This window comes from Nocardioides kongjuensis (assembly GCF_013409625.1).
Taxonomy (GTDB): domain Bacteria; phylum Actinomycetota; class Actinomycetes; order Propionibacteriales; family Nocardioidaceae; genus Nocardioides; species Nocardioides kongjuensis.
Map to the genome: position 1 here is coordinate 4,746,870 of NZ_JACCBF010000001.1, position 15,735 is coordinate 4,762,604.

The following is a 15,735-nucleotide window of genomic DNA, read 5'->3' on the forward strand; positions in this document are numbered from 1 at the left end:
GCACTCCCGTGGAGCACGCCCTCGTGTTCTCTCGAACATCCAACGACAGGGATCGGTGGCTGGTTACGGTCCGTGCGGTCACACCGGAGTAGTCCGAAAGGATCATCGGATCCCCTCCGGCATCAGCTTCGCCAGGTTGCGCACGCCGCGGAGCTGGAGCTGCTTGATCGCGCCGTCGCTGCGCCCCAGGGCCGCAGCGGTCTCGGCGATGCTCATGCCCTGCAGGAAGCGCATGATGAGGCAGTCGCGCTGCTCGTTGGGGAGCTTGGTGAGCGACTCGAGCAGGATCTCGTTGGTGAGGCTGGCGAGCACGGCGTTCTCGGGACCCTCGGTCGCGTCGTCGTGCTGTCCCATGTCCTCGGTGGTCAGCTCGAGGCGGGTCCGGCCGGCCTTGAAGTGGTCGGTGGCCAGGTTGCGGGCGATGGTCATCAGCCAGGCGCCGAAGTCCTTGCCCTGCCAGCGGAACGACGACATGTTGCGCAGCGCGCGGAAGAAGGTCTCCGAGCACAGGTCCTCGGCGACGACGACCGAGCGGGTGCGGTAGTAGAGGAAGCGGTAGACCGACGGCTGGTAGTGGTCGTAGAGCTGGCCGAACGCCTCGGCGTCGCCGCCGCGGGCCAGCTCGACCAGCGCGATCAGGCGCTCGCGCGCCTCGGGCGAGTCCTCGGAGGAGGTGGCGAGGGTGGAGTCGCCGAAGCCGGCCGACGCCTCGCGGTCGTAGCCCTCGGTCTCGGCGTGGGCCTCGCTCAGCAGCCAGTGGTCGGCGCCACGACGACCGCCGGCGGGGCCGGCGGCACCAGCGCCACCGGCGAGGGCGGGCTCGGGGGACAGGGCAGCGAGCACGGCCGCGCGCAGGGCGTCCAGCCCTCGCGACAGGTCAGTGCGCTGCCAGGTCATGCGGGTCCCCTCCCTACTGCCCCCGGAGGGGATCCTACGGTGGATCCTTGCGCAGTGGTACTGGAACGCGACAACCGGTCGCCCGGATCCCGGACCACCCGAAAGGACCAGGTTACCGTCCGGTAGGGGGACCTTCAGGAGACGTGGCGACGCACCTGTCGCCGTACGACCGCACCGGCGATCGCCGCTCCGGTGGCGGCCGAGCCGGCGATCAGGCCCGCCCGGGCAGCCTTGCGGCCGGTCCGGTAGTCACGGATCCGCCAGCCGTTGGCGCGGGCGTGGGCGCGCAGCTTGGCGTCGGGGTTGATGGCGCACGGGTCGCCGACCAGGCTGAGCATCGGCAGGTCGTTGGAGGAGTCGCTGTAGGCCGAGCACAGGGACAGGTCCAGCCCCTCGCGCTCGGCGAGTGCGGTGACCGCGACGGCCTTCGCGGGCCCGTGCAGCATGTCGCCGACCAGCCTGCCGGTGTAGACGCCGTCGACGTGTTCGGCGACGGTGCCCAGCGCGCCGGTGAGGCCGAGGCGCCGGGCGATCAGGCTCGCGATCTCGATCGGCGCGGCCGTGACCAGCCAGACCCGCTGGCCCTGGTCGAGGTGCATCTGCGCGAGCGCCCGGGTGCCGGGCCAGATCCGGTGGGCCATGGCCTCGTCGAAGATCTCCTCGCCGATCTCCTCGAGCTCCTGCACGGTGTGCCCGGCGATGAACGCGAGCGCGGAGTTGCGGGCCTCGGCCACGTGCTCGGGGTCCTCGACGCCGGCGATGCGGAAGTACGCCTGCTTGTACGCCGCCCCGACCAGGTCGCGGGTCGTGAAGAACTTGCGCCGGTACAGCCCCTTGGCCAGGTGGAAGATGCTCGCGCCCTGCATCACCGTGTTGTCGACGTCGAAGAACGCCGCCGCCTTCGGGTCGACCGGGTGCGCGAGCGCGGTCTCGACCTCGGCTGCGGCCGCCGCTGCCTCGCCGGCCAGGCGCGAGCGCTGCTGCAGGTTGAGCCGACGGGGGCGGTCAGCGGGCGGCACCATGTGCCCCAGCCTAGAAGAGAGAAGGCACGTAGGATCCCTCCATGTCGTTGCCGGACGCCGCCGCTGCTGCTGTCCCCGACGTGGCCGCCCTCGTCGCGTCCGCCGCCGCCGAGCATCCCGAGCGGCTCGCCGTCGTCGAGGCGGGTGGTCGGGGACTGACCTGGGCCGAGCTCGAGGACGAGGTCGGCCGGGTCGCCACCGGGCTGGGACGCGCCGGCGTCCTCGCCGGGCACCGGGTGCTGCTCGCCCTTGGCAACCGGCTGGAGTTCGTGACCGGCTACCTCGGGGTGCTGCGGGCCCAGGCGGTCGCCGTACCCGTCAACCCGGGGTCGGTGCCCGCCGAGCTGGCGGCGATGCTCGTCGACAGCGGTGCCCGGCTGGTCCTCGCCGACGGGCAGACCGCGCCCGCGGTTCGTGACGCGGTGGCGCGCACCGAGGTGGTCGCCGCCGCGCAGGACGAGAACCGCCCGGCTCCGCGGGTGGTGCTGGTCGGCGTCGACGCGGACGAGCTCGGTCCCTCCGAGACCAGGTACGACGACCTGCGGGCCGAGGCCGCCGTTCCCGTTCCTCCGCTGCAGGACCCCGAGAAGCTCGCCGTGCTGCTCTACACGAGCGGCACGTCCGGTCGGCCGCGAGCCGCGATGCTCACCCACCGCGCGCTGCTGGCCAACGTCGACCAGGTCGCCTCGGTCGAGCCGCCGATGATCCACTCCGACGACGTCGTGCTCGGCGTGCTGCCGCTGTTCCACGTCTACGGCCTCGGTGCCGTGCTCGGCGGCGTGATCCGGCACCGCGCCAAGCTGGTGCTGGCCGAGCGCTTCGACCCCGAGGGCACCCTCGATCTGGTCGAGGACGAGGCGTGCAGTGTCGTTCCCGTCGCGCCGCCGGTGTTCGCGGCCTGGCAGCGCGTGGACGCGCTGGCCGAGCGGCTGGGGCCGGTGCGGATGATCCTGTCCGGCTCCGCCCCGCTCGCCGCCGAGACGGTCGAGGAGTTCGGCGCGCTGGCGCAGGTGCCGATCCACCAGGGCTACGGCCTGACCGAGGCCTCGCCGGTCGTGACCAGCACGCTGCGCTCGGCCGAGGTGAAGCCCGGCTCCGTGGGCGCCGCGCTCGACGGCATCGACATCCGGCTCGTCGACGACGAGGGCGCGCCCCTCGACGAGGCAGCCGTCGACGACCCCGGCGAGATCCAGATCCGTGGTCGCAACCTGTTCAGCGGCTACTGGCCCGACGGCCAGGACGGCCCCGCCGAGGACGGCTGGTGGTCCACCGGCGACGTCGGCTTCCTCGACGCCGACGGCGACCTCTTCCTCGTCGACCGGGTCAAGGAGCTGGTCATCGTGTCCGGCTTCAACGTCTACCCGAGCGAGGTCGAGGCGGTGCTGGAGGGAGTCGCGGGCGTGCGCCAGGCCGCCGTGCTCGGCGTACCCGACGAGCAGACCGGCGAGGCCGTCGTCGCCTACGTCGTCCCCGAGGCAGGCGAGTCCGGCGGCCCCGACGCCGAGGCCCTGGTGAGCGCGGTGCGGTCGGCGGCGGCCGAGCAGCTGGCGCCGTACAAGCGGCCGGTGCGGGTCGAGGTCGTCACCGCGCTGCCGCGCACCGTCACCGGCAAGATCCGCAAGGGCGTGCTGCGCGGCGCCGAGCGGCGCAAGGCGCTGGGGATCTTGGAGTGAGCGGCGTGAGCGCCCGGGTCACCCTCTACAGCCGGCCCGGCTGTCACCTGTGCGACGACGCCCGGGCGGTCATCGAGGCGGTCTGCGCGGAGCTCGGCGAGAGCTACGAGGAGCTGTCCATCGACGACGACCCGGTGCTCGCCGACCGGTTCGCCAACGAGATCCCGGTGACCTTCGTCGACGGGCGCCAGCACGACTTCTGGCGGGTCAGCCCCGACCGCCTGCGTGCCGCGTTGCGCTGAGCCGTGGGCCGGGCCGCCGCCGGACGTGGTGACGCTTACCACGTCCGGTCGCCGTACCTGATCCGGGGGCCTCTCGTCCATTTTGTTCCCACGTTCACAAACTCCTACAGTGATCGAGCCGCGTGATTGACGCCTGATCGGGCGGCTGGAAAGTGGAGCTGTGACCACACGGAGTTCGACGGATGCCGCCCGGGTCATCCCGGAGGCCACGGTCGCCCGCCTGCCCGTCTACCTGCGGGCGTTGACGGCGCTGGCCGACAGCGGGATCCGCACGTGCTCGAGCGAGGACCTCGCGTCCGCGGCCGGCGTCAACAGCGCCAAGCTCCGCAAGGACCTGTCCTACCTCGGCAGCTACGGCACCCGCGGTGTCGGGTACGACGTCGACTACCTCCGCTACCAGATCGCCCGCGAGATCGGGGTGACCCAGGACTGGCCGGTCGTCATCGTCGGCATCGGCAACCTGGGCCACGCGCTGGCCAACTACTCCGGCTTCCGCAGCCGCGGCTTCCGGGTCGTCGCACTGCTCGACGCCGACCCCGGGATCGTCGGGCGCGAGGTCGCGGGGGTCGTCGTACGCCCCTTCGACGACCTCGAGGAGATCGTCCGCGAGCACGACGTCGCGATCGGCGTCATCGCCACGCCCGCCGTCGCCGCGCAGGACGTCGCCGACCGCATGGTCGCCATCGGCATCACCAGCATCCTCAACTTCGCGCCGGCCGTGGTCGCGGTGCCCGAGGGCGTCGACGTGCGCAAGGTCGACCTGTCGATCGAGCTGCAGATCCTCGCCTACCACGAGCAGCGCAAGGCCAACGGCGCCGACGCGTCCACCGAAGCAGACGGAGGTGCGGCATGAGCGTCCTGGTCGTGGGCATCTCCCACAACTCCGCGCCGGTGTCGCTGCTCGAGCGGGTCGCGCTCGACCGCGACGGCGTGCACAAGCTGATCACCGACGCCGCGTCCTGCGAGCACGTCAGCGAGGCCACGGTGATCGCGACGTGCAACCGCCTCGAGATCTACACCGAGGTCGAGCGCTTCCACGGCAGCATCGAGCAGATCTCCCGCCTCCTGGTCGACCGGGCGGGCGAGACGACCGAGGCGATGCTCCCGCACCTCTACGTCCACTACGACGACGGTGCGATCTCCCACCTGTTCCAGGTCGCCGCGGGCCTGGACTCGATGGCGGTCGGCGAGGGCCAGATCCTCGGCCAGACCCGCGAGGCCCTGCGCCGCGGGCAGGAGCTCGGCACCGTCGGCTCGGCGCTCAACAACCTGTTCCAGCAGGCACTGCGGGTCGGCAAGCGCACCCGTGCGGAGACGGAGATCGACCAGGTCGCCCCGACCCTGGTCAGCGCCGCTCTCGACGAGACGACCAAGGTCGTCGGCGCGGTCGAGGGCAAGCACGTCGTCGTGGTCGGCGCCGGCGCGATGGCCGGTCTGGCGACCGCGACCGCCAGCCGTCTCGGCGCCGGGCGCCTCTCCATCGTCAACCGGTCGGTGGACCGCGCGGTCCGCCTGGCCGTGCAGTACTCCGGCGAGGCCGTCCGGCTGGCCGACCTCGGCGACGAGCTGGCCACGGCCGACATCGTGATCAGCTGCACCGGCTCGTCCGGCACGATCATCGACCGCGCGCTCCTGTCCCGCGTCCGCGGGGACGTCGAGCGGCCGCTGGCGCTGATCGACCTCGCGCTGCCCCACGACATCGCGCCCGACGTGGCCGACCTGGCCGGAGTGCGACGCGTCGGGCTGGCCGAGCTCGCCGACCTGCTCCACGGCGGCGTCACCGGCCGCGAGGTCCAGGAGGTGCGCCGGATCCTGGGCGAGGAGGTCACCGCCTTCCTCGCCGCCCGCCGCCAGGCCAGCGTCACGCCCACCGTCGTCGCGCTCCGCTCGATGGCCACCAACGTCGTCGACGCCGAGATGACCCGGCTCGAGGGCCGGCTGCCCGACCTCGACGACACGGTGCGCGAGGAGATCCGGCAGACCGTGCGCCGGGTCGCCGACAAGCTGCTCCACGAGCCGACCGTCCGGGTCAAGGAGCTCGCCAACGAGCAGGGCGCCGTCTCCTACGCCGCGGCGCTCGCGGAGCTGTTCGCGCTCGACCCGGACGCGGTCGACGCCGTCACCCGGCCCGTCGTGACCGAGGAGGGCCTGTCGTGACCAACCTGCGCATCGGCACCCGCCGCAGCCTGCTGGCGACCACCCAGTCCGGCCACGTCGCCGACGCCCTCGAGGCGCTCGGCACGCCGACCGAGCTGGTCGAGATCACCACCGACGGCGACCGCAGCCAGGCCAGCGGGGTCTCGCTGGTGGGCGCGCCCTCGACCGGGGTCTTCGTCAGCGCGCTGCGCGACGCGCTGCTCGCCGGTGAGGTCGACGTCGCCGTCCACTCGCTCAAGGACCTCCCGACCTATGCGACCGAGGGCATCGCGCTGGCCGCCGTACCTCCGCGTGAGGACCCGCGCGACGTCGTCGTCGCCCGCGACGGCCTCACCCTCGGCGAGCTGCCGCAGGGCAGCAAGGTCGCCACCGGCTCCCCGCGCCGGGTCGCGCAGATCGAGGCGCTCGGTCTCGGTGTCGAGCTGGTCGGGGTCCGCGGCAACGTCGACACCCGGATCGGCCGGATCGCCGAGGGCACCTACGACGCCGTCGTGCTCGCCCGCGCCGGCCTGGCCCGGCTCGGCCGGCTCGACGAGGTCACCGAGGTCCTCGACCCGCTCCAGGTGCTGCCGGCCCCCGGTCAGGGCGCCCTCGCCGTCGAGTGCCGCGCCGACGACACCGAGACCCTCGCGCTGCTCGCCCGGCTCGACGACCCCGGCACCCACGCCGCCGTCACCGCCGAGCGCACCTTGATGGCCACGCTCGAGGGCGGCTGCGCCGCACCGATCGGTGCCCTCGCCGAGGTCGCCGAGGGCGACGACGGGCCCGAGCTGTGGCTGCGGGCCGTGGTGCTCTCCGAGGACGGCGCGCTCGCCGTACGCCGCTCGGCGTCGGCCGCGCTCGGCACCGACCCCACGACCTGGCCGGCCGAGGCCGCCAAGCTCGGCGGCGACCTCGGCGCCGAGATGCTGGCCGACGGTGGCGACGAGCTGATGACCCAGCTGCGCGATGCGCAGTCGTCCACCCCCGAACCGAACGACCCCCCGTCCGCACGATCTGCAGAGGTGCACAACCCATGACGCGAGCCACGACAGCCAAGAAGGCTGCTTCGACTCCCGCCGCCGCCCAGGTCCACCCCGGAGGCCCCGGCTTCACGGCCTTCGTCGGCACCGGCCCCGGCGACCCCGACCTGCTCACCGTGCGTGCCGTCAGGTTGATCGAGGACGCCGACGTCGTGATCACCGAGGACCCGGGTCACGCCGACCTGGTCGCCGTGGTGCGCGCGCGTGCCGCGCAGGTCGGCGACGAGACGGCCGCGGAGCCCGAGATCGTCGACGGCGGGTTCGGTGAGGACGGCCAGCCGCTGACCCACGCCGCTCGGGCGAAGGTCGTCGTCAAGCAGGCCAAGCGCGGCCTGCGCGTCGTCCGCCTGCTCGGTGGGGACCCGTTCCTGTACGCGTCCGGGCCGGAGGAGGCCCAGGCGGTCGCCAAGGCCGGCCTCGCGTTCGAGGTCGTCCCGGGCGTCTCCTCGGTCGGCGCCGTCCCGGCCTACGCCGGCATCCCGCTGACCACCAAGGACCACCGCGAGGTGGCCGTGGTGACCTGCGGTGACAAGGTCGACTGGAGCCGGTACGCCGACACCCCGACCCTGGTGCTGCTCTCGGCCGTCGGCCAGATCGCCGACATCGCCAAGCAGCTCATCGCCATCGGCCGCTCGCCGCAGACCCCGGTCGCGATGACCCGGGTCGGCACGACCACCGAGCAGGAGACGATCACCTCCACGCTCGAGCACATCGCCGCCGACGTCCGTGCCGCGCGGATCGCCCCGCCCGCGATCACCGTCATCGGTGCCGTCGTCGACCTGCGCGAGAAGCTGTCCTGGTTCGAGACCAAGCCGCTGTTCGGCTGGCGGGTGCTGGTGCCGCGCACCAAGGAGCAGTCGGCGTCGCTGTCCAACCGGATCCGCGAGTTCGGTGGCGTCCCGGAGGAGGTCCCCACGATCTCCGTCGAGCCGCCGCGCAACCCGCAGCAGATGGACAAGGCCGTCCGCGGTCTCGTCGAGGGTCGCTACGAGTGGATCGCGTTCACCTCGGTGAACGCCGTCAAGGCGGTCCGCGAGAAGTTCGAGGAGTACGGCCTCGACGCCCGTGCCTTCTCCGGCCTCAAGATCGCCGCCGTCGGCGAGAAGACCGCCCAGGCGATCGCCGACTGGGGCCTGCGCGCCGACCTCGTCCCCTCGGGCGAGCAGTCCGCCGCCGGTCTCCTCGAGGACTGGCCCGAGTACGACGAGCAGCTGGACCCGATCAACCGGGTGTTCCTGCCGCGTGCCGACATCGCGACCGAGAACCTCGTCGCGGGCCTGATCGACCTCGGCTGGGAGTGCGACGACGTCACCGCGTACCGCACCGTCCGGGCCGCCCCGCCGCCGGCGCCGACCCGCGACGCGATCAAGACCGGCAAGTTCGACGCCGTCGTGTTCACGTCGTCCTCGACCGTGCGCAACCTGGTCGGCATCGCCGGCAAGCCGCACCCGTCGACGATCATCGCGGTGATCGGGCCGGCCACGGCCAAGACGGCCGAGGAGCACGGCCTGCGGGTCGACGTGCTGGCCCCCAAGCCGGACGTCGAGCTGCTCGTCGAGGCCCTCGCCGGCTTCGGTGCCAGCCGCCGTGCCGCGATGCTCGAGGCCGGCGAGCCGGTCACGAAGCCGAGCGACCGCAAGCCCTCGGCTCGGCGTCGCAAGGCCTGACCCGGCCCGAACTGGCTCGTTTCTCCCGCCGACCCGGCAGAAAGTGGCTCCTGCACAGGCCACTTCCTGCCGGGTCAGTGCATTTCGGGAGCCAGTTCGTGCCGGGTCGGTGCAACCTGAGGGCGTGGTCACCACGTTGGGTGCGTCATGGAGCGGATGACCGATGCGTGACGAGGACGAGTTCGTCGCCTTCGCCCAGGGGGCGCGCGACCGGCTGCGCCGCACGGCGTACCTGTTGTGCGGGGACTGGGACCGGGCGGCCGACCACGTCCAGGACGCGCTGATCCGGGTGTATGTCGCGTGGCCACGGCTGACCCGGGCCGGGCGCGAGTACGCCTATGCCCGCAAGGCGCTGGTCAGCGTCGTGCTCGACCACGCCCGGCGCCGGTCGAGCACCGAGCTGGTCGTCGAGGCCGACCACCAGCGGCCCGACGGGATCGACGTCGCCGAGCTGGTCAGTGCCCGGGAGGCCCTGCTGCAGATGATGGCCGAGCTGCCACCGCGGCAGCGGGCCTGCGTGGTGCTGCGGTACTTCGACGACCTCAGCGTCGCCGACACCGCGAAGGCACTCGGGTGCAGCGAGGGCACCGTCAAGAGCCAGACCGCGCGTGCGCTGGACCGGCTCCGCTCCGTGTTCGAGGACTCGTCGCTCGGCGAGCTGACCCTGGGAGGAGCGCAGACATGGTGAACGAGATGCGGACCCTGCTGCACGAGGCGGCGGCGACCCCGCCCGCCGACGACATCGACCTGGCGGCCGTGCTCGCCGGCGGCCGTCGGCGGGTACGACGGCGCCGGGCGCGCGTCGCCGGGGGCCTGGCCGTCGCGGTGGTCGGCGTGGTCGCCGTGAGCACGCTCGTCGGCCGCGGGTCCGACGGCCGGGACACGCCGGCGGCGAGCGTCGTACCGCGCCCGGACGGGCCGGTCGTCCGGCTGTCCGACGCCCACCGGGCCAAGGCGGGCGTCGACTACGACCTGCTGTCGTCGTACACGAACAAGGACCTCGACGCCGCCAACGGGCAGTACTACGACGGCGTCACCGACGACGGGAAGATCCTGTTCCGCGACGGCCCGCACGGGCCGCAGAACAAGATCCGCTACGCCCTGCTCGACCCCGCCACGGGCGCGAAGGACTGGCTGCCGCCGATCGACACGGGAGACCAGGTCTGGCCGACCGAGCTCGGTGCCGACCGGTTGGTGCTGGCCTACGCGCCACCCGACGACGGCGCCGACCTGGTGGGACGGCTCCGGGCCTACGTCTACGACCGGGCGGCCCGGTCCTGGTCGAGCGTCACCTGGCCCACGCTGCCCCGGGTGTCGGGTCTTCGCAGCCCGGTGATGGGGCCCGACGACCGGTTGTACGTCGGTGTCCCGGCGACGGTCGGCTCGCCGCCCCCCGGCGGCTGGCCGACAGGACCCGACGGGGAGGCCGACGACGCGGACGCCGAGGGTGACACCTACGACCTGTGGTCGGTCTCGCTGACGGATCCCTCCGACGTGCGCGACGAGGGCTTGCGTGTCGGTGCCGTCGCGTTCACCGGCGACACCATGGTCTGGAGCGCCCGCGCCAACGGGAAGAACGACCGGATCCACGTCCGCGACCTCGCCACCGGCGCCGAGCACGACTTCGACCCGCACTCCGGCAAGCGGTGCAACCTGCTCGGATTCGGGGCGGTGGGAGACCGGATCGTGCTCAGCCAGTACTGCGGCACCTACGACGACGGCCGCGACGACCGGGTCCAGGTCCTCACCACCGACGGCGACCTGGTCACCACGATCCAGGGCAGCGGCATCGACGGCTGGGCGACCGGCGGGCTCCTGCGGGTGACGTCCTACGCGCGCAACCGGGCCGGGACCTACGTCTACGAGCTCGACAGCGGCCGCTTCGTGCGCGTGTCCGACGCCAACTCGTCGTACGGGCTCGGTGGGCCGGTGCCCGACGGCTACCTGCTGTGGGACACGCCCGTCGGTAGGTCGAGCGGCCCGCAGGAGCCGATCCCCGGCGCCACCCAGTGGCTGGCGAGGTGGCGCTGAGGCCCGGCTGGGGAGCGGCTGGGGAGTGGCTGGGAGGCGGCGGGGGCCCTGCGGGACAATGGCGGGGTGAATCACCCCACGAAGCTCTGCGCCTTCCCCGCTGCGCTCTCCCGACGCACAACGTCGTGGGGACCCCGATGAACGAGATCCTGCGACCGATCGTCCGTCCCCGTCGCCTGCGGACCTCGGCGGCGATGCGCGACCTCGTCGCCGAGACCACCCTGCGTCCCGAGCAGCTGGTGCTGCCCGCGTTCGTGCGCGAGGGTGCCAGCGAGCCGACGCCGATCAGCTCGATGCCGGGCGTCGTCCAGCACACGCGGGACTCGCTGCGCAAGGCGGCGGTCGAGGCGGCGGAGGCGGGGCTGCGCGGGATCATGCTGTTCGGCGTGCCGCAGGCCAAGGACGCCACCGGGACCGGCGCCACCGACCCCGACGGGATCCTCAACGTCGCGATCGCCGACGTCGTCAGCGAGGTCGGCGACGCACTGGTCGTGATGGGCGACCTGTGCCTCGACGAGTTCACCGACCACGGCCACTGCGGCGTCCTCGACGCGGCCGGTCGGGTCGACAACGACGCCACCCTGGAGCGCTACGCCGACATGGCCGTCGTCCAGGCGCAGGCCGGCGCCGGCATGGTCGGGCCCAGCGGCATGATGGACGGCCAGGTCGCGGTGATCCGCGCGGCCCTCGACGGCGCCGGGCTCACCGACACCGGGATCCTCGCCTACTCGGCGAAGTACGCCTCGGCCTTCTTCGGCCCCTTCCGCGAGGCCGTCGACAGCTCCCTGCAGGGCGACCGCCGGACCTACCAGCAGGACGGGCGGCGCAACGCCAACGAGGGCGTCCGCGAGGCCCTGCTCGACATCGAGGAAGGCGCCGACGTCGTCATGGTGAAGCCGGCGCTGGCCTACCTGGACGTATTGCGCCGTGTGGCCGATGCGGCCAGCGAGCTCGGCGTGCCGACGGCGGCGTACAACATCTCAGGGGAGTACGCCATGCTCGAGGCCGCCGCGGCGCACGGCTGGATCGACCGCGAGCCCGCGATCCTCGAGACGCTCACCTCGATCCGGCGGGCCGGCGCGGACATCATCCTCACCTACTGGGCCACCGAAGCCGCCGGCCTGCTGCGCTGACCCGGAGCGCCGCGAGCTCCTCGGCGAGCGACTGGTTGCGGGCCCGCAGCCGCCGGATGGCCTTCCGCTTCCTCTCGAGCGCGGCGGACGCGGCCTCGAACGCCCCGCGGGTCCCCTCGAGGTGGGTCCAGAGGTCGGCGATCTCGGCGATGGCACCCTGGTGGGCCGTCGCGACGTCCTGGGCGTACGCCGTCGTGGCGATCAGGGCGGTCCCCAGCTCGGCGAAGGCGCGGGCGCGGAAGTCGCGCTGGGCGAGGTCGGCGCCGAGCAGCTCGGCGCTGATCCGCCGGTTCTCGGCCGCGCGCCGGGCCAGGTCGACGTCGGAGCGCTCCGCAGCCGGCAGGCTCACGCCCTCGACGGCGTGCCGGGTGGCCAGCCGCAGGCCCGGGGTGTCGAGGAACGCACGCCACATGTGCAGGTCGCTCCACACGTCGGTGGGCGCGGGCTGCCACCCGTGCACCAGGCTCCGGTACGCCGCGAGCCGGTAGCCCGCCACGCTGGGGCCGAAGAAGTTGAACCGCTCGGTGCGCATCCGCTCACGGGTGTGCGGGTCGGCGAGGTCGCCGAGGTGCACGGCGAGCCCGCCGTCGGTCAGCAGCCGGACCTGGAGCAGGTTGCCGAAGTCCGCTTCGGCGAGCAGCTGCTGCAGCTCGGTGAGGTGGCCGGGGAACCAGAGGTCGTCGTCGGCGACCTGCGCCACGAGCGGGCGCTCGAACTCGTCGACCTCCTCGAGCACACGGTGGCGGTGCGCCTCGCCGTGCCGCTCGCCCTTGGGCAGGTCGAGGACGCGGACCCGCGGGTCGCGATCGGCGTACTCCTGCGCGCAGGCGGCTGTCTCCGGCGGTGCGCCGTCGCAGATCACCACCAGGTCGAAGTCGGTGACCGTCTGCGCCAGCACCGACTCGATGGCGAGTGGCAGCATCGCTGGTGGGCGGTGCACGGGCAGCAGGATCGTGAACCCGGTCACCTGGTCACCCGGTCGCTCCCGGGAGCCCGGCCATCGTCCGCAGGGTGGCGATGGCCCCGACCACCGCGAGGGCGTCGCCCGCGCTGGACCGGGGCGGCGGGCCGCCCGCCAGGTGGTCGAGGAAGGCCCGCAGCTCCGCCTCGAGCGGGAGGTCCGCGCCGACGGGTCGCTCCCGGGTCTCGGGGGTGATCTCGACCCCGTCGACGGTGCCGGCCAGGACGATCCGGTCGTCCCACGAGTCGGCCAGCTGGCCGGAACCGTGCTCACCGACCACGACGACCGTGCGACGGTTCACCGGGTGGTCGGCGGACACCTCGCAGGTGACCAGCGGTCCGTCGTCGTCGCGCAGGACCGCGAGCAGGCCGGTGCCCGAGGCATCGGGCGCGACCGCGAACCGCGGCTGGGGTACGCGGCCGAGGATCTCGACCGCGATCGACAGGTCGTGGGGCAGCAGGATCCACACCGCGTCGACGTCGCGGTGCGGGTTGCCCCAGCCGAGCCGGTGGCTGGTGATGCTGCGGATCGGTCCGAAGGCTCCGTTGCGGGCCAGTCGGGCGAGCTCGACGACGCCCGGGTGGTAGCGCCACTTGTCCATCACGAAGATCCGCTCGCCGGCGGCCGCGACCAGCTCTGCGGCGGAGGTCGGGTCCGCGGTGAGCGGCTTCTCGACGAACATCGGGCGGTCGCGGGGGAGCAGTGCGCGCACGCACTCGGCATGGCGCACCGTGACCGGCGCGACGACGTACCCGTCGGCGTCGGGGAGCTCCCCGGCCGAGGGCACCACCGAGGCGGCCCCGCTCGCGAGGGCGGCCTTCCGTGAGGCCTCCGACGGCACGGCGACGTGCACCTCGGCGCCGAGCGCCCGCAGGTCCCGGAAGATCAACCGTCCCCAGCGGCCGAAGCCGACGAGGCCGACGACGGGCGCGCTCACCGCTCGGCTCCGGAGAGGTACGCCGAGCGCATGGTCGCGAAGTCCGGTGCCTCGCGGTCTCGCCGGGACAGCAGCGGAGCAGAGTCCAGCCGCCAGTCGAGGCCGAGTGCGGGGTCGTCGTACCTGCAGCCGAGCTCGTCGGCGACGTTCCAGTACCGGTCGACGCCGTACAGGTGGACGCTCGGCACCGGGAACCAGAAGCCGTGGCACACGCCGGGCGGGATCGCGACGGCCGTCGGCTGGTCGGCGTCGATGGTCAGCTGCGTGGACCGCCCCGAGGTCGGGCTGTCGGGGCGCAGGTCGTGCAGACCAAGGACCAGGGTGCCGGCGAGGACGGTGAGGTAGTCGTGGTGGGTGACGTGCACGTGCACCCCGCGCAGCACGCCCGCACGGGAACGGACCGCGTTCCACTGGACAGGGCGGACGTCGAGCGGCCACTCGTCGCGGAACACCTCCACGAACTGACCTCGCTCGTCCGCGTGGGCGGTGAGGTCCACGACCTGCACGCCGGCCGGCACGGTGTCCTCGGTCGTGACCACCACGTCTCCTCCTCCGGCCTCGGTCGACGCCGCGGGCCACGGTAGCCGGTGGGCGAGGTGCCCGGGCGGCTTTCGAGACGGCCGGTGAGGCCGGTGGAAAGACGAGAGCCCCGGGCTGGGGGGCAGTTCCGGGGCTCTCGCGGGTCGTGCGTGGGGCTACGGCTTGAGGCCGTAGCTGAGCAGGCAGTTCAGCAGCTGGACCGACTGGGTCAGCTTCGGGAACTCGTCGCGGCACTGGGTCGCGGCCTGCTGGCTGGTCAGCAGGCCCAGGACGCCGCTGATCAGGTTGGAGGTCACCGCGCCGACGCCGTCGTCGACGGTGTCGAGCGGGGCGGGGAGCGGCGGGAGGGCCGGGGCCGACGGGGTCTTGCCGCCACCGGTGCCGCCACCCGTGCCGCCGCCGTTGCCGCCACCGGTGCCGCCGTTGCCGCCGTTGTCCACGGGCGGAGCCGGGACGGTCGGGTCGGCGGACGGGGTGCCGGTGGAGGTGCCCTTGGCGCCCTTGCCGCTCTTGAACTTGCCGGGGCCGCGGACGTCGAAGCTCGGCGGCTCGGGGACGACGTAGCCTGCGGCGGTCGAGTTGTTCGGCACCGAGGTGAAGTCGCCGGCGAGGTAGGCGTTCATGATCTTGAGGACCAGGTCGACGTAGGCCTGGCTGTGGTTGTAGCGGTAGACCGCGGCGCGCTGGCCGACGACCGTGGAGAGGTCGCCGTCGCCCGAGCAGAGGTAGACGGCGGCGGCCAGGGCCGCGTCGTCGATGTCCTGCGGGTTGCGGGCGGCGTCGTCGTCGGCGTCCACGCCGACGACCTGCCAGGTCGACGGGATGAACTGCATCGGGCCGACCGCGCGGTCCCACTGGGTGTCGTTGTCGTAGACGCCCGCGTCGGTGTCGGAGATGGCCTTGGTGCTGGCCTGGCCGTCGAGCGCCGGGCCGTAGATGCCCGGGGTGGCCACGCCGTCGTTGTCGAGGACGTTGCCGCCGTGGCGGCCGTGGTTGGACTCCACGCGACCGATCGCGGCGATGAGCTGCCAGGTGATGTTGCAGGACTCGTCGGCGGAGTTGATGACCGTCTCGGCGCGCTGGTAGGCGGCCAGGGCGGCGGCAGGAATGGCGTTGGTGGACGCGGCGGAGACGATGCCCGCCTCGTTGCCGTCCTCGAGTCCCTCGATCGAGGCCGGGTCGGAGAGGCTCGCGGGGTCCTCGATGGACTCCTCGGGGACGCTGGTGCCGTCGGTCACCTGACCGGGCGTCTCGGCGGCCTGGACCGGCGAGCCGATCCCGCCGATGCCGGCGACGGACGCGGTCCACGCTGCGGACAGCAAGGCGAGCGGAATGATGGTGGCGACGCGCTGCAGCCGCCCCAGACGCTTCCTCGACATGTGTAACTCTCTCCCCTGGCCACGAGTGGCCCCGTTCGCGCGGGCTCTCCCTCAGTGCCCACCTGTGCACCGAG

At 73.1% G+C, this 15,735-nt stretch carries 15 protein-coding genes; 9 read left to right on the forward strand and 6 right to left on the reverse strand.

Annotation, left to right across the window (positions count from 1 at the left end; genetic code table 11):
- Nucleotides 1-102: 102 nt before the first annotated feature.
- The gene (locus BJ958_RS22795; protein ID WP_179729106.1) at nucleotides 103-897 is read right to left on the reverse strand and encodes a sigma-70 family RNA polymerase sigma factor; all 795 of its coding nucleotides are present in this window, start codon (nucleotides 895-897) and stop codon (nucleotides 103-105) included.
- A gap of 134 nt (nucleotides 898-1,031) precedes the next feature.
- Nucleotides 1,032-1,919 carry an HAD family hydrolase gene (locus BJ958_RS22800; protein ID WP_179729107.1) on the reverse strand — a complete coding sequence of 296 codons (888 nt, stop codon included), beginning with the start codon at nucleotides 1,917-1,919 and terminating at the stop codon, nucleotides 1,032-1,034.
- Between the two features lie 41 nt (nucleotides 1,920-1,960).
- On the opposite strand from BJ958_RS22800, the gene BJ958_RS22805 reads away from it, so the two are divergent.
- The 9 genes from BJ958_RS22805 (at nucleotide 1,961) to hemB (ending at nucleotide 11,844) form a co-directional block, all read left to right on the forward strand.
- Nucleotides 1,961-3,592, forward strand: a complete 1,632-nt coding sequence (locus tag BJ958_RS22805; RefSeq protein WP_179729108.1) for a class I adenylate-forming enzyme family protein — start codon at nucleotides 1,961-1,963, stop codon at nucleotides 3,590-3,592.
- Nucleotides 3,593-3,597: 5 nt separating this feature from the next.
- Complete coding sequence (locus tag BJ958_RS22810; RefSeq protein ID WP_179730343.1) at nucleotides 3,598-3,834, forward strand: glutaredoxin family protein; 237 nt, start codon at nucleotides 3,598-3,600, stop codon at nucleotides 3,832-3,834.
- Between the two features lie 160 nt (nucleotides 3,835-3,994).
- Nucleotides 3,995-4,687: a redox-sensing transcriptional repressor Rex gene (locus BJ958_RS22815; RefSeq protein WP_273518460.1), complete on the forward strand. Its 693-nt coding sequence runs from the start codon at nucleotides 3,995-3,997 to the stop codon at nucleotides 4,685-4,687.
- On the forward strand, nucleotides 4,684-5,991 hold the full coding sequence (locus BJ958_RS22820; RefSeq protein ID WP_179729109.1) for a glutamyl-tRNA reductase: 1,308 nt from the start codon (nucleotides 4,684-4,686) through the stop codon (nucleotides 5,989-5,991). Before BJ958_RS22815 ends, BJ958_RS22820 begins: the two co-directional genes overlap by 4 nt.
- A complete protein-coding gene (gene hemC / locus BJ958_RS22825; protein ID WP_179729110.1) occupies nucleotides 5,988-7,010 on the forward strand; it encodes a hydroxymethylbilane synthase in 1,023 nt (340 codons plus the stop codon). Before BJ958_RS22820 ends, hemC begins: the two co-directional genes overlap by 4 nt.
- Nucleotides 7,007-8,680 (forward strand): bifunctional uroporphyrinogen-III C-methyltransferase/uroporphyrinogen-III synthase, encoded by a 1,674-nt coding sequence (locus tag BJ958_RS22830; RefSeq protein ID WP_179729111.1) that lies wholly within the window; start codon nucleotides 7,007-7,009, stop codon nucleotides 8,678-8,680. The genes hemC and BJ958_RS22830 overlap by 4 nt, the downstream gene beginning before the upstream one ends.
- Before the next feature lie 163 nt (nucleotides 8,681-8,843).
- Nucleotides 8,844-9,368 (forward strand): SigE family RNA polymerase sigma factor, encoded by a 525-nt coding sequence (locus BJ958_RS22835; protein ID WP_179729112.1) that lies wholly within the window; start codon nucleotides 8,844-8,846, stop codon nucleotides 9,366-9,368.
- Entirely contained in the window at nucleotides 9,362-10,711 is a 1,350-nt protein-coding gene (locus BJ958_RS22840) for a hypothetical protein (RefSeq protein WP_179729113.1), read from the forward strand. Before BJ958_RS22835 ends, BJ958_RS22840 begins: the two co-directional genes overlap by 7 nt.
- 137 nt (nucleotides 10,712-10,848) lie before the next feature.
- The gene (hemB, locus tag BJ958_RS22845) at nucleotides 10,849-11,844 is read left to right on the forward strand and encodes a porphobilinogen synthase (RefSeq protein WP_179729114.1); all 996 of its coding nucleotides are present in this window, start codon (nucleotides 10,849-10,851) and stop codon (nucleotides 11,842-11,844) included.
- Here hemB and BJ958_RS22850 read toward each other — a convergent pair.
- The 4 genes from BJ958_RS22850 to BJ958_RS22865 form a co-directional block, all read right to left on the reverse strand.
- Nucleotides 11,804-12,811, reverse strand: a complete 1,008-nt coding sequence (locus BJ958_RS22850) for a glycosyltransferase (protein WP_179729115.1) — start codon at nucleotides 12,809-12,811, stop codon at nucleotides 11,804-11,806. The two genes, hemB and BJ958_RS22850, sit on opposite strands and share 41 nt — an antisense overlap.
- Nucleotides 12,812-12,815: 4 nt before the next feature.
- Nucleotides 12,816-13,742 (reverse strand): Gfo/Idh/MocA family protein, encoded by a 927-nt coding sequence (locus BJ958_RS22855; RefSeq protein WP_179729116.1) that lies wholly within the window; start codon nucleotides 13,740-13,742, stop codon nucleotides 12,816-12,818.
- Nucleotides 13,739-14,284 (reverse strand): dTDP-4-dehydrorhamnose 3,5-epimerase family protein, encoded by a 546-nt coding sequence (locus tag BJ958_RS22860; RefSeq protein WP_179729117.1) that lies wholly within the window; start codon nucleotides 14,282-14,284, stop codon nucleotides 13,739-13,741. The genes BJ958_RS22855 and BJ958_RS22860 overlap by 4 nt, the downstream gene beginning before the upstream one ends.
- 153 nt (nucleotides 14,285-14,437) lie before the next feature.
- Nucleotides 14,438-15,661 (reverse strand): lytic transglycosylase domain-containing protein, encoded by a 1,224-nt coding sequence (locus BJ958_RS22865; protein WP_179729118.1) that lies wholly within the window; start codon nucleotides 15,659-15,661, stop codon nucleotides 14,438-14,440.
- Nucleotides 15,662-15,735 lie beyond the last annotated feature (74 nt).